Annotated in this window: 22 protein-coding genes and 3 tRNA genes; 6 read left to right on the forward strand and 19 right to left on the reverse strand. The window is 65.5% G+C overall.

Features of this window, described 5'->3' with window-relative positions:
- Positions 1-60 precede the first annotated feature (60 nt).
- Genes KJ554_13445 through holA form a run of 3 tightly spaced genes read left to right on the forward strand, consistent with a single transcriptional unit; the run spans position 61 to position 3,009 of the window.
- Complete coding sequence (locus KJ554_13445; GenBank protein MBU0743335.1) at positions 61-1,482, forward strand: sigma-54 dependent transcriptional regulator; 1,422 nt, start codon at positions 61-63, stop codon at positions 1,480-1,482.
- Positions 1,469-1,978: a hypothetical protein gene (locus tag KJ554_13450; GenBank protein MBU0743336.1), complete on the forward strand. Its 510-nt coding sequence runs from the start codon at positions 1,469-1,471 to the stop codon at positions 1,976-1,978. The genes KJ554_13445 and KJ554_13450 overlap by 14 nt, the downstream gene beginning before the upstream one ends.
- A complete protein-coding gene (gene holA, locus KJ554_13455) occupies positions 1,978-3,009 on the forward strand; it encodes a DNA polymerase III subunit delta (GenBank protein MBU0743337.1) in 1,032 nt (343 codons plus the stop codon). The genes KJ554_13450 and holA overlap by 1 nt, the downstream gene beginning before the upstream one ends.
- A gap of 154 nt (positions 3,010-3,163) precedes the next feature.
- Here the strand turns inward: holA and KJ554_13460 are convergent, their stop codons facing one another.
- Entirely contained in the window at positions 3,164-3,517 is a 354-nt protein-coding gene (locus tag KJ554_13460; GenBank protein MBU0743338.1) for a hypothetical protein, read from the reverse strand.
- Positions 3,518-3,670: 153 nt separating this feature from the next.
- Between KJ554_13460 and KJ554_13465 the strand changes: the two genes are divergently transcribed.
- Positions 3,671-4,060 (forward strand): PqqD family protein, encoded by a 390-nt coding sequence (locus KJ554_13465; protein MBU0743339.1) that lies wholly within the window; start codon positions 3,671-3,673, stop codon positions 4,058-4,060.
- A gap of 67 nt (positions 4,061-4,127) precedes the next feature.
- On the opposite strand, the gene KJ554_13470 is transcribed toward KJ554_13465, so the two are convergent.
- The 11 genes from KJ554_13470 to KJ554_13520 all read right to left on the reverse strand — a co-directional run bounded on the left by KJ554_13470 (position 4,128) and on the right by KJ554_13520 (position 12,757).
- Positions 4,128-4,204, reverse strand: a tRNA-Arg gene (locus KJ554_13470).
- A gap of 86 nt (positions 4,205-4,290) precedes the next feature.
- On the reverse strand, positions 4,291-4,815 hold the full coding sequence (locus tag KJ554_13475; GenBank protein MBU0743340.1) for an adenine phosphoribosyltransferase: 525 nt from the start codon (positions 4,813-4,815) through the stop codon (positions 4,291-4,293).
- Between the two features lie 17 nt (positions 4,816-4,832).
- Complete coding sequence (locus KJ554_13480) at positions 4,833-5,549, reverse strand: LysM peptidoglycan-binding domain-containing M23 family metallopeptidase (protein MBU0743341.1); 717 nt, start codon at positions 5,547-5,549, stop codon at positions 4,833-4,835.
- Between the two features lie 327 nt (positions 5,550-5,876).
- Positions 5,877-5,954 (reverse strand) — tRNA-Pro (locus KJ554_13485).
- Positions 5,955-5,998: 44 nt separating this feature from the next.
- Positions 5,999-6,508, reverse strand: a complete 510-nt coding sequence (locus KJ554_13490) for a small multi-drug export protein (protein ID MBU0743342.1) — start codon at positions 6,506-6,508, stop codon at positions 5,999-6,001.
- Positions 6,501-7,172 (reverse strand): protein-L-isoaspartate(D-aspartate) O-methyltransferase, encoded by a 672-nt coding sequence (locus tag KJ554_13495; GenBank protein MBU0743343.1) that lies wholly within the window; start codon positions 7,170-7,172, stop codon positions 6,501-6,503. The genes KJ554_13490 and KJ554_13495 overlap by 8 nt, the downstream gene beginning before the upstream one ends.
- Positions 7,169-7,942: a 5'/3'-nucleotidase SurE gene (gene surE / locus KJ554_13500; protein ID MBU0743344.1), complete on the reverse strand. Its 774-nt coding sequence runs from the start codon at positions 7,940-7,942 to the stop codon at positions 7,169-7,171. Before surE ends, KJ554_13495 begins: the two co-directional genes overlap by 4 nt.
- Positions 7,939-8,628 (reverse strand): glycosyltransferase family 2 protein, encoded by a 690-nt coding sequence (locus tag KJ554_13505; GenBank protein ID MBU0743345.1) that lies wholly within the window; start codon positions 8,626-8,628, stop codon positions 7,939-7,941. Before KJ554_13505 ends, surE begins: the two co-directional genes overlap by 4 nt.
- A 126-nt stretch (positions 8,629-8,754) precedes the next feature.
- Positions 8,755-9,207, reverse strand: a complete 453-nt coding sequence (locus KJ554_13510; GenBank protein MBU0743346.1) for a response regulator — start codon at positions 9,205-9,207, stop codon at positions 8,755-8,757.
- Positions 9,204-11,108, reverse strand: coding sequence for a PAS domain S-box protein (locus KJ554_13515; protein MBU0743347.1), 1,905 nt, complete (start codon positions 11,106-11,108; stop codon positions 9,204-9,206). Before KJ554_13515 ends, KJ554_13510 begins: the two co-directional genes overlap by 4 nt.
- On the reverse strand, positions 11,105-12,757 hold the full coding sequence (locus tag KJ554_13520) for an SDR family oxidoreductase (GenBank protein MBU0743348.1): 1,653 nt from the start codon (positions 12,755-12,757) through the stop codon (positions 11,105-11,107). The genes KJ554_13515 and KJ554_13520 overlap by 4 nt, the downstream gene beginning before the upstream one ends.
- Before the next feature lie 530 nt (positions 12,758-13,287).
- Here KJ554_13520 and KJ554_13525 point away from each other — a divergent pair.
- Together KJ554_13525 and KJ554_13530 are read left to right on the forward strand one after the other, a co-directional pair.
- A complete protein-coding gene (locus KJ554_13525) occupies positions 13,288-15,699 on the forward strand; it encodes a GldG family protein (GenBank protein MBU0743349.1) in 2,412 nt (803 codons plus the stop codon).
- Entirely contained in the window at positions 15,699-18,242 is a 2,544-nt protein-coding gene (locus KJ554_13530; protein MBU0743350.1) for a GldG family protein, read from the forward strand. The genes KJ554_13525 and KJ554_13530 overlap by 1 nt, the downstream gene beginning before the upstream one ends.
- On the opposite strand, the gene KJ554_13535 is transcribed toward KJ554_13530, so the two are convergent.
- The 7 genes from KJ554_13535 to der all read right to left on the reverse strand — a co-directional run bounded on the left by KJ554_13535 (position 18,239) and on the right by der (position 24,363).
- Positions 18,239-19,267, reverse strand: a complete 1,029-nt coding sequence (locus tag KJ554_13535; protein ID MBU0743351.1) for a right-handed parallel beta-helix repeat-containing protein — start codon at positions 19,265-19,267, stop codon at positions 18,239-18,241. The two genes, KJ554_13530 and KJ554_13535, sit on opposite strands and share 4 nt — an antisense overlap.
- Positions 19,268-19,352: 85 nt before the next feature.
- Positions 19,353-20,315, reverse strand: coding sequence for a hypothetical protein (locus tag KJ554_13540; GenBank protein MBU0743352.1), 963 nt, complete (start codon positions 20,313-20,315; stop codon positions 19,353-19,355).
- 450 nt (positions 20,316-20,765) lie between these two features.
- Positions 20,766-20,842, reverse strand: a tRNA-Pro gene (locus KJ554_13545).
- Positions 20,843-20,929: 87 nt separating this feature from the next.
- Positions 20,930-21,316: a MerR family transcriptional regulator gene (locus tag KJ554_13550; protein ID MBU0743353.1), complete on the reverse strand. Its 387-nt coding sequence runs from the start codon at positions 21,314-21,316 to the stop codon at positions 20,930-20,932.
- Between the two features lie 27 nt (positions 21,317-21,343).
- Positions 21,344-22,357 carry an NAD(P)-dependent glycerol-3-phosphate dehydrogenase gene (locus KJ554_13555; GenBank protein MBU0743354.1) on the reverse strand — a complete coding sequence of 338 codons (1,014 nt, stop codon included), beginning with the start codon at positions 22,355-22,357 and terminating at the stop codon, positions 21,344-21,346.
- Between the two features lie 17 nt (positions 22,358-22,374).
- Positions 22,375-23,040 carry a glycerol-3-phosphate 1-O-acyltransferase PlsY gene (gene plsY, locus KJ554_13560; GenBank protein ID MBU0743355.1) on the reverse strand — a complete coding sequence of 222 codons (666 nt, stop codon included), beginning with the start codon at positions 23,038-23,040 and terminating at the stop codon, positions 22,375-22,377.
- A 12-nt stretch (positions 23,041-23,052) separates the two neighbouring features.
- Positions 23,053-24,363 (reverse strand): ribosome biogenesis GTPase Der, encoded by a 1,311-nt coding sequence (gene der, locus KJ554_13565; GenBank protein ID MBU0743356.1) that lies wholly within the window; start codon positions 24,361-24,363, stop codon positions 23,053-23,055.
- Positions 24,364-24,399: the final 36 nt, after the last annotated feature.

Genomic DNA, 24,399 nt, shown 5'->3' on the forward strand with positions numbered 1-24,399 from the left:
AATCGCGTCCGAGATCCGGAGTCGTTCCGGTCGTATCACATCTGCTGGTTCGGAGATGCCATGACGCCCCAGCTGCTCGTCATCGACGATCAAGCCCAGATCCGCCAGTTCCTGCGCGAGGCCCTCGGCGCCGAAGGTTACGCGGTGGAGACGGCCGGCACGGGCGACGAGGCCGTGACGCGGTTGACCGAGACCATACCCGACCTGGTGCTGCTCGATCTCAGGCTTCCGGACACCAGCGGCCTGGATCTGATGCGCGAGATCCATCGCCAGTTCCCCAGCATGTGCGTGGTCATGATGACCGCTTTCGGGGAGATCGAGACCGCGGTCAAGGCCATCAAGGCCGGCGCCTTCGACTTCATCCCCAAGCCCTTCAACCTCGAGCAGCTGCTGCACGTCATCAAGCGGGGGCTGGAGACGTCGCGACACGCCCGTGAGCTCTATACCTTGCGCCGCCAGGGCGACTCCTACTTGCATTCGCCGGGCATCGTCATGAGCACGGCCCCGGCGATGCAGGACATCTACGAGACCGTCCGCAAGGTCATCGTCGGCGACAAGACCACCATCCTCATCGAAGGGGAATCCGGCGTCGGCAAGGACGTGCTGGCGGGTTTGATACATGCGTCCTCGCCGCGCAGCGCCGAGTCGTTCCTGGAGATCAACTGCGCCGCCTTGCCGGAAAAGCTCCTCGAGAGCGAGCTCTTCGGGCACGAGCAGGGCGCCTTCACCGACGCCTTGCATCAGAAGCCGGGCCTGCTGGAGCTGGCGCACAGGGGCACGCTGTTCCTGGACGAGATCGGGGAGATGAGTCTGACCCTGCAGGTCAAGCTCCTGCGGGTCCTGGAGAAGCAGACCTTCCGCAGGGTCGGCGGTGTGCAGGACATCAGCGTGGACGTGCGCCTGATCTCGGCCACCAACCGCGACCTGTCCCGCATGGTGGCCGAAGGCGCCTTCCGCGAGGATCTCTACTACCGGCTCAAGGTGATACCCCTGCTCATCCCGCCGTTGCGGGAACGGCCGGAGGATATCCCGGCCCTGGCCGATCACTTCCTCCGGGTATACAACCTGCAATTCCAGAGGAATTTCGAAGGCTTCAGCGCCGGCGCCACGGCGGCGATGGCCGCCTATGCCTGGCCCGGCAACATCCGGGAATTGCGCAACGTGCTCGAGCGGGCGGTGCTGCTTTCCGACGGGAACACCTTGTCCGCCGCGCAGTTGAATCTGCCCGGCGCGGGGGAGGCGCGGTCGCTGCCGCTGTGGGGGGACCTGGCGTCGGCGCTCGGCGGGGATCTCTCCGATGACGGCATTCCGCTGCCGGACATGTTGGCGCGCATCGAGGAACATTTCGTCAGGCATGCGCTGGAAGCGGCCGGCGGCAACCAGTCGCACGCCGCCAGGCTGCTGGGCCTGAATCGCGACAAGCTGCGCTACCGGATGAAACAGTACGGTCTCAACAAGGACGAACCTCGTGAGCGGGCGTAATAAGCTGAGTCACATCCTCTGTCTCCTGTTGCCGTTGTTGAGCGGCTGCGGCGTGTATTCGTCATCTTCCGGACGCATCGACGAGTCGATCCGCAGGGTGACGGTGCCCTATCTGGAGAACCTTACCGCCGAGCCCAACATCGAGGTGGAGTTGACAGAGAACATCATCTCGGCGCTGCAGGACGACAACACGCTGCGCGTGGTGGAATTCCCCGACGCAGCCACGGAACTGACGGGCAAGGTGGTACGCTACAACCTGCGTGAAGCCTTCACCTCCAGCAATCTCCAGGTGGACGAGTACCAGGTTCAGATCATGGTGGAACTGACCATGCGCGTGATCGAGACGGGACAAGCCTTGTTCGAGAAGAAGCGCATCACCGGCACGGGGAACTTCGCCGTCGACGAGGCCGGCGGCAGCGCCGAGGCCGACGCGCGGGCGTTGGCGGCGGCCGAGATCGTGCGCGAGGTTCTGGCTGCAGTCGTGGAGGACTGGTGATGGCGTACGGCCGCGGTAGCAGATCCGGCCCCGATTTCCAGCAGCTGCGCGACGAGCTGGCACGAGAGGCGTATCGCCCAGTTTACCTGCTGGCGGGCGAGGATGCGCATCGCATGGCCGGGGTGGTCACCTACCTGAAGAAGAAGCTGCTGGGGGAGACAGATGCGGCGTTCAACTTCCATGCGTATGACGGGGACGACGCCGAGGTGGGCAACGTCGTCCAGCAGGCCCTCAGCTATCCAATGATGTGCAGCCACCAGGTGATCTGCGTGAAGCGCGCCGAGAAGCTGGTGACCGACGCCGGCGCCGAGGCGGGTCTGATCAAATACGTCAAGAAGCCGGCTGCCGAGACGGTATTGATACTCATGTCCGATAAAGTAGATGGCCGGCACAAATGGGTAAAAGCCTGCAAATCGGCAGGATGTTTCTTCGATTTCTCACCACCGCGCGGTCGTGATCTCGTTGGCTGGGTCATGCGCACTGCCAGCAGCCAGGGCCTGAACATGGGACAGGAACTGGCCGAACTCCTCACGGAACTCATCGGCGACGACCTGAACGTTCTCAGCGGCGAGATCGAGAAGCTCGCGCTGATCACCGCCGATTCGAAAACGCAGCTCGATGACGGGAAATTGCTCGAGGTCATCCTGGAGCAGCGCGCCGTCGATCCTTTCGAACTGGTCAGGCTGCTGGGTCCCGGTCAAGGCGCGGCCGGATTGCGCGTGTACCATCGCTATCTCGCCGATGGACGGTCACCCTACGAGCTGGCGCCGTTGTTGATCTGGCGGGTCAAGCAGGTGGCACAGGTGGCGTCCCTGCGGCGGGAAGGAGTGGACCCAGGTCAGATGCCCGGTGTCATCGGCGCGTCGCCGTATGCAGTGAAGCAGGCCCGTGAGACTGCAGATCGGTGGGGTGACGCCGGGGTGAGAAAGGCCCTGCGGGCCTGCATGCAGTGCGAATCCGCTCTCAAGAGCAGCCCGTTGGGACCGGAGAAGGTGTTGGAGAGGGCGATTCTGGATATCTGTACGAAATGAAACGCTGACGCAATTACCCCGTAAAGGATAATGTAAAAATGAATTAAGAAAAATGTAGAATCTCGACCGGCAATGACTTAACATAATATACATTATGCGCAATACTTTAAGTCTGTGACCCTATCGATTCCGGCACAACAGCTTGCTCCTTCTCTCAGGTAATGGGAACGCGATCCGCGAATTCATCGATGATCGGCAGACGGCACACCTCACCCGACAGCGCCTTGACGAAACCGATCACCGACAGCGTCAGGCAGACGATCATGGCGACCAGATGCAGGACGATGGTCAACAGCAGTCCGATCAGGGGCAATCGCCCCAGTGTGGCGTCGATGATGTTCAGCACGACATACAGCACGACCTCGGCGAAGAAGAGCGCGAAGCCCTGGCGGCAGTGGCCGGCCAGGAACGCACCCTTCTCCTTGACGGCCAGGATGGGGACGAAGACGAAGAAGCTGAGGTAGCACACGGCACCCAGCCAACGGTCGTTGTTCGTGGTCTCGGGCATGATCCTCTCCCCCGCATTCCGGTTTGTTGCCGCCATCATATGCCACCCGCCCGCATAAATCCACTACGTCCGACCGGACTTGTCCGGTCGCTGCGAAGCTGCTACGGTGCGCCCATCGAGCATGTACGCGGATGGACAGGAAGGTGGCCGCCTTTGTTCGGGTTCAAGAAAACGCCGAAGCCGGACCGCTGGAAGGGGCGGAATGTCCTGGAACTGGTACCCGTGCAACTGGTCGCCCACGAGGCCTCCGGCACGGATGGGCTTGTCCGGTTGCTGGAGCCGCGCTTCAGGGATCGTCTGCTGGGTAGGATCCTGCAGCCGCGGTTGCCTCGGGAGCGCGCCCACGTGAAGGTGGAGCTGGACGCGCGGGGCAGCGACATCTGGCGCGCCATCGACGGCCGGACCAGCGTCGCGGAGTTGGTCGGGCTCTTCGTCGCACGCCATCCAGACGATTCGCAGCAGGCGCCGGAAAGGGTCTGGCGCTTCCTCGCGGTCATGGAGCACCACGGCTTCATCGAGCTCGAGCCTACCACCGAGGCCTGAGCCGTGTTCCCCCCGAAGACAAAGCCGCGTTCCTGAGAACGCGGCCGTATCCAGGCGAGTCTCTGGATGGTACCCCAGACAGGGCTCGAACCTGCGACCCCTGGTTTAGGAAACCAGTGCTCTATCCAGCTGAGCTACTGGGGCCCTGAACTCTCTGCCTCGCGTGACATCATAGCCACGCGGTGCGGACTCCGCAGCCCGCGGCACCGGTGAAGGCCGGGAATCGGAAGCTAGCCGTCTCCGGAATATTTGACAAGTGAAAATACTGGTGTGCCCGCCAGGCGCGATCTGCCCTCCAGATCCTCCAGTTCGACCAGGAAGAGCTGCGCGGCGACCGTGGCGCCGAGTCGCGTCACGAGTAGCTGCGCGGCGGCGGCCGTCCCGCCGGTGGCGAGCAAGTCGTCCACGATCAACACCTTGTCGCCGGCGGACAGGGAATCGTCGTGAGCCTCGAGGGCGGCCGAGCCGTATTCCAGATCGTACGCGACAGAGACCGTCCGGCCCGGCAGCTTGCCCGGCTTGCGCAGGATGATCAGCGGCTTGCCCAGCTGGCGGGCCAGGGGTGCGGCGAAGATGAAGCCGCGCGATTCCAGCGCGGCGATCTTGTCGAAGGCCGTGGCAGAGATCAGGTCCGCGAGGCCGTCCAGGGCGGCGCGAAAGGCGTCGGGTCTCTCCAGCACGGGTGTGATGTCCCGGAACAGGATGCCCGGCTGCGGGAAGTCGGGCACGTCGCGGATCACGGTCTTCAGGTCCATGGTGGCTCCTCGCACGGTCAGCGCAGCAAACGAGCCGGATCGACGGCCTCGTTGTCCCGGCGCAGCTCGATGTGCAGATAGGGCTGGTTCCCCTCCGCCGGCGCGCCGGTCAGGCCCAGGCCGTCGCCGCGCAGCACGATCCGGCCGGTCTCGACGTAGACGTCATCGGAGGAGAAGGGTCCGAGTACCGTGGCGAATCCTCCCCCGTGCTCGATGATCATCAGCCGGCCGTAGCCGTCCTGCTCGCCCACGTAGCGGACGACGCCGTGGGCGGGAGCGACCACGTGTGCGCCCCGAGCATAGGCCATGTCCACCCCGGTGTGGCGGGTGGTGATCCGGCCCTGGCGCTGGTCGCCGAAGGAACGCAGCTCGGCGCCCGCGGTCCCGGCGAAGGGGCGGCGCCAGCGGGTGCCGGCGGCGCGCGTGAGTCCGAACGGGCGGGTCACGCGCAGCCTCTGCGCCGGGTGGATGAGATCGCTCCTGAGGCCGTTGTCCCGCTTGAGTGCGGAAACGGTGGTGCCCGTCAGCTCGGCGATGCGGCCCAGGTAGTCGCCCGGGCGCACCACGTACCAGCCGTCCTCGGAGGCGGCGAGAACCGGCGCACCGGCCATGGCCAGCACGAGCGTGATCAGCGAGGCGGCGAGAAATACGACGCGGTCATTCGCGAATCCTGGCAGACCGCGAATGCGTTTGCCCGACGGTGATCCAGGACGGTTGTCGATCATGGTGATCATGGCGTCACTATTCCCGTTCGCGGCTGATGCGAGCTCGGAGATGGCTTCTTGCGAGCCAGGCACGAGAGATAGCGACTACCTCGGGACCTGTCAAGGCCTCTCCTGTGCGATTGCCGGGTTTGCCAAGGGATGCCCGCCGGAAGTGCGACTGACTGGCTGTCGGCAGGTTTGCACGTGAAACCGTCCACCAAGTGGCACGCTCCCTTCGGGACGCTTCGGTGAACGCGGCCGTCCCTTGCGCCGTCTACCTTTTCCGGTCTGACGGCCATGGTGGCAAAGAGAAACGGGCCGCTTCATCGGCAACCCGTTCCCCATCTATAAGTTCTGTGGTCGGGGCGAGAGGATTTGAACCTCCGACCCCCTGCTCCCGAAGCAGGTGCGCTAACCGGGCTGCGCTACGCCCCGACCGATTACCAGACCGTGGAGGGCTCTCCAGCGAAGCCCAATATCTACACGTTGGACCAGAGGTGCAAGACCCCCATCGAAACGAGCGTCACCAGGATTCCGGCGACGCAGATGCCAAGGATGATACACGGGATCGAAAAACGCAAGGGCAGCCTGAAGAGGTAGGCGGCCACCGAGCCGGTCCAGGCGCCGGTCATGGGCAGAGGGATGGCTACGAACAGGATCAGGCCGATGGCCTGGTAGCGGCGTATGAGTCCGCTGCGGCGTTCGGTGCGCGCGAAGAGCCAGGTGAAGAAGCGGTCGGCGCGGGCGAAGCGGCGCAGACGGCGCTCGGCCGGGCCCAGCAGGGTCAGGATCGGCAGCACCGGCACGAAGTTGCCCGCCGCCGCGATCAGGAACGTGAGCACCGGATGCGCGCTGCCGAAGCTGGCGGCCAGGGGCGTATAGGCGTAGGGGATGGCGCCGCGCAGCTCGAAGATCGGCAGCGTGGCGATCGCGAAGATCGCCAACGGCGGCGGCAGGTGCTCGGCCCATTCGAGTATCTGTTCACGCATCGGCTGCGCTCCCCGTCAAACCCGACAGCATCGGCACGAACCGGCAGGGAACCGAACGTTCGACCCGCGCCTCTCCCCCGTGCTTGCGGTAGCGGTATAGGGTCTGCTCCTCGCCCGCGCCGATGGGCAGGACCAGCGTGCCGCCTTCGCGCAGCTGGTGGAAAAGCAGGGACGGCAGGCGGGCCGGACAGGCCGTGACGACGACCGCGTCGTAGGGACCGCGTTCGGGCACCCCGTCGCCGCCGTCGGCGGCGTAGATCTCCACGTTGTCGTAGCCCAGCTCGTCGAGCCTGCGCGCCGAACGCAGCGCCAGGGGTTCGATGCGCTCCACGCTCACCACCGAGCGGCACAGGTGCGAGAGCACGGCCGCCTGGTAGCCCGATCCCGTGCCGACCTCCAGCACGTGCGCGTCGCCGCGCAGTTCCAGCAGGGCGGTCATCAGGCCCACGATGAAGGGCTGGCTGATGGTCTGACCGTAGCCGATGGGCAGGGCGCAGCCGTGATAGGCGCGGTGGCGCAGCAGGGTGGGCACGAACAGGTGGCGCGGCACCTTGTACATGGCCGCCAGCACCTGCGGGTCGGCGACGCCTGCGCCTGCGAGCTGGTCGGAGACCATGCGTCGGCGGGCCACGGCGTAGTCGGTCGCTGCGGCGCGGCTCCTCATGGTTTCAACGGTCCCTCGTGGTTGAGCCCGGACAGCCGGGCGAGCATGATCTCGTGGGTCAGGTCCACGCGCAGGGGCGTGACGACCACGTAGCCCGCCTGGCTGAGGGTGGCGTCCGTGTCGGGCACTTCATCCCAGGTGGGGCCGTTGCCGCCGATCCACAGGTACGGCTTGCCGCGGGGATCGAGCTGCTCGGTGATGACGTCGCTGTATTGCCGGCTGCCCAGGGGGGCGACGCGCACGCCGCGGATCTCGTCCGCCGGCAGGTCGGGTATGTTGACGTTGAGCAGGGTGTTGCGGGGCAGCTCCTGGTCGAGCAGCGCGTCGAGGTGGCCGCGCAGATAAGCCTCCACGGTATCCCAGTGTTCGGGCCGCCAGCTGGTGCAGGAGACGGCGTAGCTGGGCAGGCCCAGGATGGCTCCCTCCAGCGCCGCCGCCACGGTGCCGGAATAGGTGACGTCCTCCCCCATGTTCGAGCCGTGGTTGACGCCGCTGATCACCGCGTCGGGGGGGTCGTCCTTGAGGATGTGCTCCACGCCCACCAGCACGCTGTCGGTCGGCGTGCCGGTGACGGCGAAACGGCCGTCGCCGTAGTCGATCACACGCAACGGGACGCGCAGGGTGAGGCTGTGACTCGAGGCGCTCTGCTGGTCGGCCGGCGCCACGGTGGTCACCCGGATGTCGTCGCGTTCGGACAGCACCCGGGCCAGCAGGTTCAGGCCGTGGGCGTCGATGCCGTCGTCGTTGCTCAGCAGGATGTGCCGGATCATCGTCGATCTCCTCGTCTGGCCTCGCGGCGCAGGCGGTAAACGAGCCTGAAGAAGCGCACCGTGTCGCGCAGGGGCCTGATGGAGCTGCCCTGTTCGCCGTACACCGCCGCCGTCGGCACAGAGCCGATGCGGGCGCCGCGCCGCGCCAGTCGGACCAGCACCTCCGACTCGAAGTCGTAGTTGGCGGTGGTCGTCTCCAGGCCGTCCAGGACAGCTACGCGCAGCAGGCGGTAGCCGTTCTGCGAGTCCGGGATGGGACAGCCCGCCAGGCGGCTCACGACCCGGCTGGTGAAAACATTGGTTGCCTTGCGGATCCAGGGCATGTCCGCGGTCGCGTCCATGCGCGTCCCGACGACGATATCAAAGCTAGCAGATAACGCGGCGTCCAGGAAGGACTGCATCTCAGCCGGCAGGTGCTGGCCGTCGGCGTCCATGGTGAAGGTCCAGTCCCAGCCCGCGGCCAGGGCGTGCTGGAAACCGGTCAGCAGGGCCGCACCCTTGCCGCGGTTCTGCGCGTGGGTGGCGATTTCGGCACCGTGGGCGCGGGCGACGTCGCCGGTGCCGTCGGTGCTGCCGTCGTCCACGACCAGCGCACGGATATCGGGCTGACGCTCGCGGATCTCGTCCAGCAGCGGCCCCACAAACGAGGCCGCGTTCAGGGCCGGGAGGATGACGCCGACGTGCATGGTGGGAGCACTCCGATAATCAATGATCACCCTACAAAGGGGCTGGTACTGGCGAGAAACCGACTGGAAGTCACAGTTCGAAGCATAGGCGCGAACGAGACCAGATCCAGATTCATCAATAGCCTGCTAGTCCCCGATCAGTTGGCGCACCCGACCCATGAAGGCTTCCGGATCGATCGGCTTGTCGACGAACATCTCCGGCTTGACCAGCCCCTCCTCGCGCATGGCCGCGATCATATGGCGCAACGATTCGCGCAGGCAGTCAAATGGCCGCTCCTCGGTGTTGGCGGCGGCGGAGTCTAACTCTTCAAGGGAGGCGGCGACACCGGTCAGCATAAGCACCGGAATGTCCTTCAGTTTCTCGTCCCTTTTCAGCTGTTTGAAGAGGGTGAAGCCGGTCTTTTTTGGCATCATCACATCCAGGACGATCAGGTCGACTGCGTTCTCCTGGATTATTTGCCAGCCCTCACTGCCGTCATTGGCGGTCAGGGTCTCGATCCCCCCCTCCTCTAGCACCACCGAGAGGAACTTCACGGCGTTCACATCATCGTCGATGATCAGAACCTTCTTGTCGCTCATGTTCCACTCCTCGAATTGGGATGGGATAACGGCAGGATAACCCTGAAGAGGGCGCCCCTGTCCGGTTTGGACAAAATGATGATTTCACCGGCGTGTAACCGGATGATCCGGCTGGTGAGGGCAAGGCCGAGGCCGGTGCCCCACTTCTTCTTGGTGCTGAAGAATGGAGTGAGCACGTTCTTACGGACCTCCTCGGTCATCCCCACACCGTTGTCCTGGATCTCGACCAGGACTTGACAACCCTGGCCGCAGGCTGTGCGGCAGACTATTTCCGGTGTTTCCCCCTCTTTGTACTCCTTCATGTCACAGGCGTCCAGTGCGTTCGTCAACAGGTCCATGAAAGTCATGTGGATGAGGCCGGGATCGCAGTGGATCGTCGGCAGGTCAGGGTCCAATTCGACCCGCAGCGCCACACCATTCTCGGCAGCCACCTGGCGAATGGCCCCGGCGGTTTCGTTGACCATGGCGTTCAGGTCGGTCGGCTCCGTTTCGATCTGCCAGTTCCGTGCGTACTTCAACATCTTCCGGGAGAGGTCGCTGATCCTCTGGAAGCCGTCTTCGATCATCTCGCACCCCTCGCGGATACGATCCCGCCGGTCCCTCTTCAGCCCGACCTGGACGATGTACAGCCCTCCCCGCAACGTGTTGAGCATGTTCTTGATCGCATGCTGGATGGCGGTGACGGCGCGCCCTATAGCGACGGCCTGTTCCGACTCGAACAGCTGCTGTTGCAGTTCCCTCTCGGTGGTGACGTCCTTGCTGATGCCGAGGGTGCCGATGGCCCGCCCCTCCTGGTCCCGCAATCGCGAGAGGGTCAACAGCACGTGGCGCTCAGCGCCGTCGCTTGTCTTGAACCGGGTCTCGATGTTGGCCACGTAGCCCTGCCCGGCCAACCGGCTGATGGCCTTGGCCCGTTCCTGTGGATCGGCGAAGAGGGTCTCCATCGGCAAGCCGATGACCTCGTCACGCCTGAATCCGAGCGCCTGCTCGGCCCCTCGGTTGAAGGTCTCGATTTGCCCGGCTGGGTTAACGGTGATGATCAGATCGGCGGAGTTCTCGACGATGCCCTCGAGGTATTTGAGGGTGCGACGCAGCTCGGTCTGATGGGCCTGCAGCTTGGTGGCCATCGAGTTGAAGGATTCCTGCACCAAGCCGATCTCGTCGTCTCGTCGCGAGTCGAACCGGTAATCGAGGTGGCCGGCCCCGAGAGCGCCGATGCCGTCGACCAGGCTCCGCAACGGCGCGACCAGCAGTCGGCGGAAGGCGATCAGCAGGCCGCCGATTCCCAACACCATGCCCAGTACGGCGGCCAGGGCCAGGAGTCCGTTCAGCTCCGCGATCTGGCGGTCGATGTCGGCAAGGGAGTACTCGGTGTGCAGAAAACCGAGCAGCGGACCTGAGTTCAGGTGGGCATGGCAGCCCGCGGTTCGACACCCGGGCTCGTTCAGGATCGGCGTGACCACCTGCAATACCCGGCCGCCGTCCACTCCAGGCAAGATCTGCTGGTGCTGGTCCAGGCTGGCGGTTGGCAGAGAATCGTCGGCGTGACACTGGGCGCAGGTCCGATCCTCGCGTGCCATTATGGTGCCGGGTTCCATCAGACGGGAGACGGCCACCAGTCCATCCGGGTGAGACACGAGGCAGATCTCGCAATAGGTAGGACTCCAGCCGGCGATATCCTCGATGTATTCGCGGACCCCGCTGTTGTTGCGGCTCATCATCATCTCTTGGATGCCGCTGCGAATCGAGGTGGAGTTGAACTGCAGGACGTCGTAAGCCACTTCGTTGGCCGCCCGACGGCCGATGTAGCTGCCGAGAAAGCCAGTACCGAGTAGGATGACGAGAACCGCAATGACCACCACCGCGCTCATCCGCCAGGCCAGCTTGCTGCGTCGTTTCATGTTGCCGAGCTCGCCTTCCGGGGCAGGGGCCCGCAACGATTCTCGATCTGGCGGAGCAGGTTCTCGAAGATAACCCCGTGGAAAGGCAAGAGCACTAGCCAGTATAACCGGCCGAAGAGCGACCGGGTGTCGAAGTAAGCAACGATGACCACGCGGCGCTCTTTCCCTACACGCCGCACGAGGAACTCGAGCCAGGCCCGGCCGGGCAATTTCATCTCCGACCGCAACAGGAGGCGGCGCCCCGGCCGCAGGTCCTCCACCCGCCAGAAATCGATGACGTCGTTGATCTGCAGGCTGCGCCGCGCCCGCCGGCCACGGGCCGTGCCGACCCCGAAGAACACGCGATCAATCATTCCCCTCAATCTCCACATCCAGTTGTTGTGGAACCAACCCTCCTGGCCGCCGACCTGGCAGAAGGATTGGAACAGGTCGGCGGGCGATTGCTGCGTGGGCAATGAATACACTGCCCTGTAGCGCGGCCGCGGCGTTACCTCGTACAGCTTGAGCGCGAGCTCGTGCGCCGGCGGGTAGGCATCGGACCAGCGGGTGGCGACGTTGTCCTGCTCCTCGCGGCTGAATGCGAGCAGCAGCGCCTCGCGGTACCCGAGCGGGCAGAATTCGAGATGCTGCCGTATGTGGTCGTTCTCGCAAACGGTGTCGCTCTTCAATCCGTCCATCAGGCAGAACACGATCGGCCCGGGCACCGGGGTGATCAGGCTGAGGAAGTACGAATGCAACCGCAACGCGGACAGGGGGCTGCGAATGAACGAGCGCCGCACCCGCAGGAGATCGGCCAGGTTCCGCACCATTTGCTCGTACGTGAGGATATCCCGCCCGCCGATGTCGAACGACCGACCGGCCGTTTCCGGTTTTTCGAGCACGCCGACCAGGTATTTGACCACGTCCCGGATACCGATCGGCTGGCACAGCCGATTCGACCACCGGGGAAACAGGATGATCGGCAGGTTCTGTACCAGGTGCTTGAGGATCTCGAAGGAGGCGCTGCCCGAGCCGATGATGATGGAGGCCCGCAGGATCGTCACCGGTACACGACCCTGCTGAAGGGCGCAGGCCACCGCCTGCCGGCTACGCAGATGTTCCGAGGGGGCGGTCTCGGCACAACCGACACCGCCGAGGTAGATGATGCGCTGGACGCCGGCTTTTTCGGCCGCCTGGCGGATGTTCACGGCCGCCTCCAGATCGGCTGCAGCGAAACGCGCCTGCCCCATCACCATCGAGTGGATCAGGTAGTAGAGGGTATGCACCCCTTGCAGTGCCGGCCCGAGTGTTCCCGGGCACATCGCATCGGCCGCCACGATCTCGGCCCGGGGCCACCGTTCCGCGAACCGCATGGCGTCGGCCCGGACCATGGCACGCACGCAATAGCCACGGGCGAGCAGTTCGGGGACCAGCCGGCCCCCGATGTACCCGGAGGCGCCGGTGACGGCCACGAGCCCGTCGTCAGGCCGGGGTGTAGTGTCGAGATCGTGGCAGAAGAGTGGGTCGGGACAACCGGGACAGGCAGGCGATCCGGCCAGTTCGGGATCCCGCAGGATCCCAGCCTGTCCCCAGTTGGGAAGCCGGTCGGAGCTGAAACCCCTGTCCAGTCGGTGGGTGAAGTTCCGGATCTCCGTGCGGACGGCGGCCATGCCGGCCCCGGACTGGAGGCTGGCTTCCCCTGCGGCCAGTCCCGCCGTGGAGACGGCCTTGTCCGACGAATCCACCATTCTGCTCCATTCACGGAATCTAGGCGAGGGAAGGTCAATCGAAGCGGGGTAAATCACCACCGTCCAGGAATGGTTCCCCGCATCCGGATTATAGACCCATATATCCCACTGAACTAGTATATAATCTTAGCAACCGCCCATTCCTCGCCCTGTTGCCGGTCGGCGATAGATATCCGGCGATGTGGGCATTCGTCGGTCACCCGGCGACCGGGCGGGCAATAGGAGGTTGATATTTCCAATAGCGGGCCTACGGTCTGGTCGGGCATCAGGTGCGCGAGCTTTCGAACGTATCTTTCCCGGCAGGATGGCATGTGGCAGTATAGAATGGACGGGGTTCTGAGGGTCAGGCATTTGATATCGGTTGATTTCAATTGTTACTCGATCGCGAGTATGATTGGCTCTATGGAAGGAGCGTAAGTACTAACGCCGCTTGCAAAGGTATTGCGTACCAAGTGACGAGGGGGGCTGCCATCAAATTCATCACCTATTTCCTGATCCTGCTGGCGCTGGGACTCGGCGAACGTAGCCTAGGGCCCCACGGCACGCGACTGACCACGCTGCTGGCCCTCTGTGCTGTGCTTCCGCTCCTGTTGCGCGGTCTCTGGCTGATCGACTGGCGCATGTGGCGGGCCTCGCTCCCCGGTCTCGCCGCGATCGCGACTGCCGTCTGCTGGTACACGACCGCGGACGCCGCGCAGTACTTCGCCCTGGGGGCGTCGCTGGCCTGCCTGTCTATCGCGGTGCGGCGCACCGTCCCCCGGGACGTCCTGGCCGACGCCTCACCGGCATCTACGGTCATCGCCTTCGCCCTTTTCGTGGCCGTCCGGGACCATCTCGACCTCTGGACCCAGCTGATCACTGCCTCCATACGGACAACGTTCTGGTTCTCGAATCTATGGGGGCAGTCGTTGCGTCTGGGGCCGACCTATTCCGGCCTCTGGCTGTTGGTCGCCTGCCTGCTGGCGCTGGTGATGATCGCCACCGGAACGCGCCACCGGCCCTGGCGGCTGATCGCCGCCTTCGTGCTGCTGCCGCTGCTGGCCTTGGCCGCCATCCCCTTGCGCGGCCTGGTGCCGACCCACTATCACGGCGCGCCGGCGACCGCCGTCCTCGCCTGGCGCCTGGTCCAGTTCATCCTGCTGCTGGCGCCGGTAGCTCTGCTGACCGCGACCCGCGGCCGGGACGAAGTGTTGGCGGCACAAGCCCCGCCGCACGCCGCCCCTTGGCGCGGGATCGCCACGGTTGCGTGTGCGGCCGCGGCTCTGGGCGGTCTCGTGCTGTTGAGCTGGAGCCGGCCCGTTCCTTGGCATCCCGGGCGGGTCTTGATCGACACCCGCGGGTCGTTCAACATGGAACCCTTCCGCTGGGGCGCCTACGCCCGCGATGTAGCCCAGGGCGCTTCTCTGGCCACGCTGCCACATGTGCTGGGCGCGTACGGTTTCGCGACGGCGGCATCTGACACCATGATCGACGCTGCCGCGCTGGCCGAGACAGACGTCCTGGTGGTCATGAATCCCGACACCTTCTACACCGAAGCCGAGCACGCGGCCGTCTGGGAGTTCGTCGACCGCGGAGGCGGCCTGCTGGTCCTGGGTGATCACACCAATATCATGGGTGTGATGGAGCCCTTCAACGCCCTGCTGCAGCCGGTGGGCATCGGACTGAATTTCGATTCAGTCATTCCCAGGGTCGACCGCTGGTCTTGGTACGGCTGCATGCGTTTCCACCCCCATCCGCTGACACGGGGCCTGCGCGACGAGGCCGAGATCAAGCTCAGCGTGGGCGCCAGCCTGACGCTGGCAGCCGGGGCGATTACCTTGTTGAGCGGACGGGACGCCTACGCCGACGCCGGCAACTGGGACAACGCGCAGGGTGCCTACCTGGGCAACATGGCCTTCGACCGGTCCGAGATCGAGGGTGATCTGCTCCTGGCTGCCGAGGCGCCCTACGGCCGGGGAAAGGTGATCGCCTTCGGGGATACCTCGCCCTTCCAGCGCACCACCGTCAGCCTGTCGCACGAGCTGATGGCCAGGATCTTCAACTATCTCGGCACGCCCGGCGGCGCAGTGGCCGGGCGGCAGGTGCGCGGCGCCGGCGCGATACTGCTGGTCGTCGCCGGGACTCTGCTGCTGGCGCTCGGCAGGCGCCGCCCCATGGCGCCGGCGGTGTTCGCCATCCTGGCCTCGATCTGGCTGCTGGCGCTGGCAGGGCACGCGACATTCGCCCTGCCGCCGGCGCCGGTCGGCGAGAACGTGGCGTGGCTGGACCTGTCCCACGGCAATCGTGTGGACCTGCATGCCGGCCGGGATGACGGTCTCGGCGGTCTGCAGAACCATCTGTGGCGCCACGGCTACGTGCCGCTGGCGATGCGCGCGTTCGACCGCGACCGGCTGCTGGCCTCGGAGCTCTTCGTCACGGTGGCGCCGGCCTTCCCCTATTCTCGGCACGAGTGCGCCGCCCTGCGCGCCTTCGTCGAGAACGGGGGCCTGCTGATCGTGTCCGCCGGCTACGAGGAGCGCAACGGTGCCGCGGACCTGCTGGCTGAATTCGGCTATGCTGTCGGTTCCACGCCCCTGGGCTCGGCGCACGTCGCCGAGACGCTGCTCACGGGACAGCGTGTCTACATGCACGAATCCTGGCCGGTGCTCCAGCCGGCCGGCCAGGGCGAGATCTGGGTCCGGTGCTGGGGGTACCCCATCGTGGTCTTCGAGACGTTCGGGGCGGGCGGTCTGCTGGTGATCGCCGATTCGATGTTCCTCAGCGAGAAGAGGCTGGAGAGCCCCGACGAATTCGTCGAGGAGAATATCGATTTCCTCCGCGCGGCGATCGAGACCGCACGGCAGCGGATGGGAGGTGAAAAGTGATGCGCCGTTTCTGGCTCGCCCTCTGGCTGGCCGTTCTGGCTTGGGACGGTTTCTCCCCGCATATCGAATCCGCGGCGGCTCCCCCGCTGGCCTGGGCGGCCCTGATCGCCTGCGGCCTGCTGTTGATCTCGCGCCGGCGCGGCGACCAGCCCCTCTTCACCCGGTGGCCGTCCGTGGTGTGCGCGCTCGCCGCGTGCGGCGCCGGCTGCCTGCTGCCCTGGCCAGAAAGGGTGGGACCGCTGCTGGTCGCCGGTGGGCTGATACTCGGGCTGGTCCCCGTGCTGAACCGGTTGACCCGGGGCAACAACTGGCGGATACCGTCGGCCGCCGGCGGCCTGTTGTGGCTCAGCGCCGGCGTGTCACACGCTTACCGGGTATGGGAGGCGTCGTATCACGACCTGGACTTCATGGCCGGACCGCTGGCTGCGTTTTACCGTCTGTTAGGCCTGCCGGCGGCCGCTGATCCGCCGCTGGTGCATCTGCAGGTGGTCGGCAACCTGCAGACGATCGATTGCACCCTCGAGAAGCTGGTGGGCCATCCCCTGCCGGTGATCGTTGTGGCCGGCCTGGTCGCGATCTTCCTGCTGAACGGCCGGCGCGCCGGTTGGCGCCTGCCGTTGCTGCTGCTGTTGCTGGCGGCCGTCTACGCCTTCTTCAGGTCGGCGGCCCTGGGCCTGGCTCTCGAGCAGATGAACGAGGCCGGCATCTACTACCGGCGCATCTGGGTCTTTGGCAGCCTGCTGCCGCTGATCCTGTTGCTGACGTGGGTTGTGCCGCCGCTGCGGCATGAACGGGGCGCCGACCTTGCACCGGCAGGGCGCGTGTCGGTCGCCGCCACCGGACGCGGATGGACGGATCCGCTGCTGGCGGTCCTGCTGGGTGTCGGCCTGGCCGGTGCCCTCGGCTTCTACGATCCTGGCGATCCCAAGCCCGGCCGTGTGATGATCGACGAGAACCATTCCAACTGGGAGTGGTCGACCGTCGCGTTGAACACCGAGAGCTACGGCGTGCAGACCGTCTACAACTACTCCGAACTGGTGCGCTACCTGCGCCACTTTTACGCGGTGGACCAGAACTTCGCGGTGCTCGGCGACAGCCTGCTCGCGGCTGTGGACGTGTTGATTCTCAAGACGCCGACCAAACCCTATGCGGACGCGGAAGTGGACGCCGTCGTGCGCTTCGTCGAGCGGGGCGGCGGCCTCTGGCTGGTGGGCGATCACACCAACGTCTTCGGCATGAGCACGAACCTGAACAGGGTGGGCCGGCATTTCGGCATGACCTACAACTACGACGCGGTCATAGACCTGCTGACCTACGGTCGGCAGTACTACCGGCACCCGCGTCTGTTCGCCCACCCCTCGCTGCGCCACCTGCCGCCACTCTTGCTGGCCACTTCCTCCAGCATGGTCGGCCCGCTGCTCAGCCAGCCGGTCATGATCGGCCGTACCCTGCTCTCGGACCAGCTTGACTACTCCGTCAACGCGTTCTTCGGGGATTTCCGGCCGAGCGCCGGCGAATCCTTCGGCGCGATGCTGCAATCCGTGGCCGTGCCCCGCGGCCGCGGTCGCGTGCTGGGCTTCAGCGACAGCACCATCTTCTCGAACTTCTTCATGTTCATCCGCGGCAAGCCGGAGCTGGCCCTGGGCAGCGTGGCCTGGCTGATGTCGACCAACCGGTTCGGCTGGGTGCGTCACGCCCTGCTGGCGATGGCGGGGATCGGCGCGCTGCTGCTTCTGGTGCGGTTGCCGCGACAGCACGGCGCGGCGCCCTTCGTCCTGCAGATGATCCTGGCCACTCTCTTCTTTGCCCTGACCGCGCGGGCGCTCGATCGCTGGACCGCGGCATGGTCCACGCTGCCGCGGCCGCACACTCCCCTGCCCACGGTGGCCTTCGACCGCGGCAAGACCGACTACGACATCCCGGACATCCGGGAGGTCGCCGATGAATCGCCCGCCAGCTTCCACACCTTCTACGTGTGGACCCAGCGTACGGGCTGGATCCCGACCACCGGGCTCTTCGAGGACTGCCTGGCCGCTGCGCGGGCGACCGTGCTGATCAGGCCCAGCGGCCACTACCATGCCACCGAACTGGCGGAACTGGAGGACCACGTGAGGCAGGGTGGCGGTCTGCTGGTGCTGGACTCGCCGCACAGCCGCCACTCGGCGGCGCAGTCGATCCTGCAGGCGTTCGGCATGGGCTTCAGCCCCGCGGAGATGGAGAGCGTCACGGTCAGCCCCGCCGCCGGCGGCCTCGAGACGACCGAACTGCACCACGTGCGCGGCGTGACCGGCGGCCGGCCGGTCCTGGTCGCGTCCGACGGCACCGCCGTGCTCGCGTACACGGACTTCGGCCGCGGCAGGGTAGTGGCGATGTGCGCCGCGGACAACTTCACCGACGCGGTGATGGGTACCACCTCGGCCGTCCCCACGCCGGAGCAGCTGGCGCTCTATCGGATCGAGTACCTTATCTTCGAGGAACTGCTGGATACCGCTGGGGCCTGGCCCGCCCGCGACGGGGAACCGCCGGCAGGAGGTGGCGGCTAGTCTGCGTCGTGGCTCCGCAGCCAATCCCGCCACAGGACGAGTACGCTGTCCGGCACCTCCGGCAGGGGATCCCCGCGCCAGAGGCGCGCCCCCGCCTGCGCTTCCTCTTCCGGAAGCAGATGCTGCCCCTCGCGATCTAGGAACCGCGGCCGGCGGCGGATGTTGCCGTCGGTCCCCACGTAATCGGAGCAGACGCCGCCGGCGGCCCCGCCCTCGTTCTCCCAGACCTGGTTGCCGCGGAAGGTGGCGGGCGCGTCGTCGTCCAGCTGGAAGACGGCGCTCTCGCCGCGGTTGTAGGCCAGGACGTTCTCCACGATCAGGGCCGGCGAGGAATCGCAGTAGATGCCGCCGCCCCCGCTGCTGGCGGCGTTGCCGACGATCGTGTTGGCGTAGATGACCGGGCAGGAGTTGAGGGCCAGGATCCCGCCGCCGCTGACGGCGCTGTTGTCGAAGATCAGGTTGTTGTAGACCAGCGGCGCACAGTCCTGGTAGGCGGAGATCGCCCCCCCCAGATAGCCTTCGTTGTCGCGGAAGACGTTGAAGGCGATCACCGGGCGGCAATCGTAGTTCGTGTAGACGCCCGGACCCAGGTAGCCCAGGTGGTCGCGGAAGACGTTGTTGATGATCAGCGGGCTGCTGCGGTGCAGGTAGATGCCGCCGCCGCCCGAGTTGGCATGGGGCCGGCGGCCGTTCTGGAGGGTGAGGCCGGCGATCGTGGTCGTGGAATCGATGCCGCGGCCGAAGAGGCAATAGCGATCGCCGGCGGCGTCGATGATCGTCGAATCGGGCCCCGCGATACCGATCAGCGAGACGCCTGAACGCAGGGTGAAGCTGCCCCGGTAGGTGCCCGGGTTCAGCAGCAGGGTATCTCCCGGTGCGGCGGACTGCAGCCGTGCGGCCAGACCCTGGACGGAATCGGCCGGAGACGGGAACGTGTCGATCCGGGCGGCGGCGGCGGGACCGCCTGTCAGTCCGCAGGCGAGGCCCACGGCGAGAAACATCAGGATCGCGGCGCGGCGCGGCATGCGACTCCCTCGCTGCTCGCGAAGGTGCCGGGGACCGGAGCCCCCGGCACCTCGTGTTTGATCCGTTCTCCGCGGGGAGAGCGGACTACTTGCGGTACTGGGTCTTGACTTCACCCCAGCTGCAATCGTCGTTGCTGACCTCGCAGGTCGGACCGATCGTACATGCGATACCATCGGTACAACCCGTAGTGCCGCTCGTGCACACGGTCGCTGCGGTGCAAGCGCCGGCTGCCGACGTACAGCTCTGGCCACCCGTACAGGTCGGACCGAACGTACAGGCATTGGCTGCGGAGGTGCAGTTGATGCCGGCCGTACAGCCGGTCGCGTCGAAGGTGCAGGCGTTGCCTCCGGTACAGCCGGGACCCGCGGTGCAGGTGCCGTCGGCGGAGGTACACGCCGTACCCAGAGTACAGGCGTCGGGACCGGTCGTGCAGTTCAGGCCACCGGTACACTGCGTGCCGATGGTACAGGCGTTCGACCCGAAGGTGCAGTTCTCACCGAGCGTACAGTTGGTACAGTCGGTGCAGACATCCCACGTGCAACGCACGCCGGCCGTGCATGCGGCAGGCCCGAACGTACAGTTGGCACCCAGCGTGCACCAGGCGCCGGACGTACAGGTCTCGCCGGCCGTGCACCCGGAGATGCTGGTGCAGGTTCCACCGACCGTGCAACCGGAGCCCTGGGTACAGGATTCCGCGCCGGTGCACAGAGGCGTCTGTGTGCAGTCGAGTGCCGCCGTACATGTCTGGGCCGTACAGAGAGAACCCTGCGTACACCCTTCCTCTTGTGTGCAGAGTGCTGTCCCCCCACTGGTTGTTTCGTCGAACTTGTCGGGGTTGCCGGCGACGGTTTCCGCGGCGATGGCCGCGTCACCCACCCGCCAGACTTTCTGCTGCATCCCGTTTGCAGACAGGTCGGAGATGTGCTTGTACAAGGGCGATTCAACATCAACCTCTCCTGCGATCCCCCGGGCGAATGCCGGCGTCGATCCCAGGACGACGGCGAGCACCAGCACGGTGCAAGCCATCAATAGCATTTTCTTCATCATGATTATCACCCCCCTTCAATAGATGCTGTTGTGGCGATCGCCCGCGAAGAGCGCCGCTGAGGCGGACCACAACATTCGTGCAGGGGAAAAGCCTAGCATATCGGCGCACAGAATTTTCAAGAATCATGTGGGCAGTGGCTCTGCTTCTGTATGTAAATTCACCGGGGGTAAAAAATGACTTCTGCCTTCTGGAATTTGACAGTCGCAATACCGATCTTCTTAACCTAACTTGTCGCGTGTTCAACCACTTGAGGACTCTTGACCAAGGGAGAATGACAGATCAACGTGGAACGGGGATACGGATCGATCGAGCCGGAATCACCGCGAATCCCACCGGGAAGTTGAGGGGATGCCACGTAGGAGGGTGACCCGGAGGTGAATCGAGAAACTGCGGCGGGAAAAAGGAATCGGGCCACCGTCGGGCAACCCGTTTCAAGACTTGTGGTTCTCTGGTCGGGGCGAGAGGATTTGAACCTCCGACCCCTTGCCCCCCATGCAAGTGCGCTACCGGACTGCGCCACGCCCCGACCGAGATGTCCCAGCACGGGCGATAACCCGCGCGGTTCGACAATCTAATACGCTCCCGTCGGCATCACAAGCGCGGAATGGTCTGGTCACTCCCCCTTGGCCTTCATCTCCTTGAGGAGATCCATGACCTCCTTCAGCTCGCGTCTGAGGTGGGCGATCCGCTTGCCGCGGTTCTGACCCTCGAAGAGCGATTCCTGCGGTTGTTCCTGTTCCTTGGCCGCGGCGCCGCGCTTGTGTTCGCGCAGGTGCTTGCGGGCGCCCTCGATGCGGTAGCCTTCCTCCTGCAACAGACTGCGGATCGTCAGGATCTCGTCGATATCCTTCTTGCGGTAGTTGCGCGCGCCGGAGCGGGCCCGCTTGGGCTTCAGGGTGGGGAACTCGCTCTCCCAGTAGCGTAGGACGTGCGGTTCCACGCCGGTATGCTCGGCGACTTCGCGTATGGAGTAGTAGAGCTTGTCGGGTAGTTCCGCCACGGGTCCTCTCCCATCAATCGACGATTCTCATTCGTGCTCCGAACGCAGGGCCCGTTCCATGAGATCCTGCATCGCCTTGGACGGAGCCTTGCCGGAGAATAGCACATCGTGAACTTCTTGGGTAATGGGAAGTTCGATCGAGTGCTTCGCACTCAACTTCAAGGCTGCCTGCGTCATGACGGCTCCCTCGACCACCTGGCAGGCCTGTTTCAGGATGGATTGGGGGTCCTGCGCCGCACGCGCGACTGCCTCTCCGTAGTTGCGGTTGCGCGAATGGCGGCTCGTGCAGGTCGTGATCATGTCGCCGATGCCCGACAAGCCGTAGAAGGTCTCGAACTGGCCGCCCAGGGCGATGCCCAGCCGGGCCAGTTCCTTCAGTCCCCTGGTCATGACGGCGCCGCGTGTGTTGTCGCCGTAACCCAGCCCGTCGGCCATGCCGACCGCGATGGCGATGACGTTCTTGAAGGCGGCGGCGATCTCGACCCCGACCAGATCGCGGTTGGTGTAGACCCGCACCGTCGGACCGCTCAGGTGCTGTTGCCAGTCGTGCCAGCTCTCGCCGCGTCCCGACAGGACCAGGGCCGTCGGCAGGCGCAGGACGACCTCCTCGGCGTGGCTGGGGCCCAGCAGCACGCCTATGCGATGGGGATGGCCCGCGGCGTCGTGGAGCAGCTCCTCCTCCATCACCGTGCTCAGGCGCTTCAGAGTGCTCAGTTCCAGCCCCTTGCTCAGACAGATGACCGGCACTTCGGCCTTGAGGCGGCAGTCGCGCAGGGCGTGGGCCACGCCGCGCACGGTCTGACTCGGCAGGATGAAGAAGACGGCGTCGGCCCCGCCGACGGCTTCCTGCAGGTCCAGGGTGGCTGTCATGTTGGCGGGCAGGATCAGATCGGGAAAGAAGGCCGGATTGGTGTGCGTGTCCCGGATGGCCGAGATCTGGTCGGCCTCGATGCCCCAGAGCACCACGTCCCGCCACGACTCGGCGAGATGGCGACCGAAGGCCGTGCCCCAGCTGCCGGATCCCAGGATCGCTGCGCGCATTGTCCAGCCTTTCGCCGCTAGCCGGTCGTCCTGTCGTCCAGGCCGTTGGACTCGAGGGGTTTCTCCGTCCCCGCCTGCAGGCGCTTGATGTTGGTGCGGTGCTTGACCAGGACCCAGAGGCAGATGACAAGCGTGAACACGAAGATGGTCTTGGAGAACTGCTCCGAACGCAACTCGAAATAGCCCACGGCGATGGGCAGCACGATGGCGGCGACGATGCTGCCCAGGGATACGATCCGGGTGATCGCCATCATGATCGCGAAGGCGCCCAGGGCGACGAGCGTGGGGTAAGGCGCCAGCACGAAGAAGGCGCCGCTGGTGGTCGCCACGCCCTTGCCGCCGTGGAAGCCCACGAACGGCGACAAGGTGTGGCCCAGGGCCGCCACGAAACCGGCGAAGATGCGCCACAGGTCGGGCGGCAGGTGCAAAGGTGTGGGCTGTCCCCCGGGCCAGGTCGCGGTCACCGCCGTCATGGCCAGCACGGCGACGGCGCCCTTGGCCATGTCCAGCAGCAGCACCAGCAGGCCCCACCAGGGGCCCAGGGTGCGGAAGACGTTGGTGGCGCCGAGATTGCCGCTACCATGCTCGCGCAGGTCGATGCCCCGCAGACGCTTGGCGACTATGAAGCTGAACGGTATGGCGCCGAGCAGGTAGGAGAGCAGAAGAACGAGTATCAGCAGCATGTGATGCACCTCTCAATGCTTCTTGAGCTTCACGAAGATGCGACTTCCCTCGAAACCGAATCGCGCGCGTATCTTGTTGTTGATGAACCTCACGAAGCTGCGGTCGAACCACTGGGGATTGTTGACCGAGAGCATGAACACCGGTGGTGCCGTGTCGATCTGCGTCGCGTAGTAGACCTTGCCCGTGCCGCCGCCGTGGAAGCGCGGGGGCTGCTTGTGGATCACGCCCTCCAGGTAGGCGTTGAGCACGCTGGTCTCGACCCTGCGCAGGCGCGCCTCGTGCACGGCCCAGACCGTTTCCAGGACACGCCCGCTGCGCTGGTGCGTGTGCGCCGACAGGGTGAACCACGGAGCGTAGGTCAGGAACGGGACCTCGCGGCAGAACGTCTCCCAGACCCCAAGATGCGTATTGTGGTCCTTCTCCACCAGGTCCCACTTGTTGAAGGCCACCACCACGCCCTTGCCGCTGTCGTGTATCAGGCCGGCGATCTTGGCGTCCTGGCTGACGGTCCCGTCGCTGGCGTCCACCATCAGCACGGCCACGTCGCACTGTTCCAGGGCGAGAAATGTGCGCATGTTGCTGAAGGCCTCGACGGCTTCCTGGACGCGCGACTTGCGGCGAAGGCCCGCCGTGTCGATCAAGCGCAGGGTGCGGCCATGCCAGCGCAGGTCGGTGTGGATGGCGTCGCGGGTAGTGCCCGCTATTTCGCTGACCAGGGCGTCCTGTCGGCCGGTGAGCAGGTTGAGCAGGCTCGACTTGCCCACGTTCGGACGGCCGAGGATCGCCACGCGAGAGTCGCAGGGGGCCTCGACGGTCTGCTTGGGGAAGTCCGCCGCGACCCGGTCGAGAAGGTCGCCGATGCCGTGGCCATGCAGGGCGCTGATGACGTGGGGCTCCCCCAGGCCGAGGGAGTAGAACTCCGCCGCGCTGAGACGCTGATGCTCCTTCTCCACCTTGTTCACGCAGAGGACCACGGGCTTGCCGCTGCGTCGAAGATGCTGGGCGATGGCGTCGTCCCAGCTGGAAAGGCCGCCCGAGCCGTCGACCATGAAGAGCACCACGTCGGCCTCTTCGATGGCGTCGTGGGCCACCTCTGTCACCAGGGCGTCGAAGCGCGAGACCTCGTCGCCGAAGGGAACGATGCCGCCGGTGTCCAGCAGCAGGAAGGCATGGCCGGCCCAGTCGGTCAACTCGGCGATGCGGTCGCGCGTCACGCCCGGTGTCTCGTGGACGACCGAGCGGCGCTGACCGATGATGCGGTTGAACAGCGTCGACTTGCCCACGTTGGGGCGGCCGACGATCACCACCGTCCTGGTCGACACGTACCCTCCCGGCGACTTTAAGCGATAGCCGCAACT

The sequence above is a fragment of the bacterium genome (assembly GCA_018814885.1).
In the GTDB taxonomy this organism is placed as follows: domain Bacteria; phylum Krumholzibacteriota; class Krumholzibacteriia; order LZORAL124-64-63; family LZORAL124-64-63; genus JAHIYU01.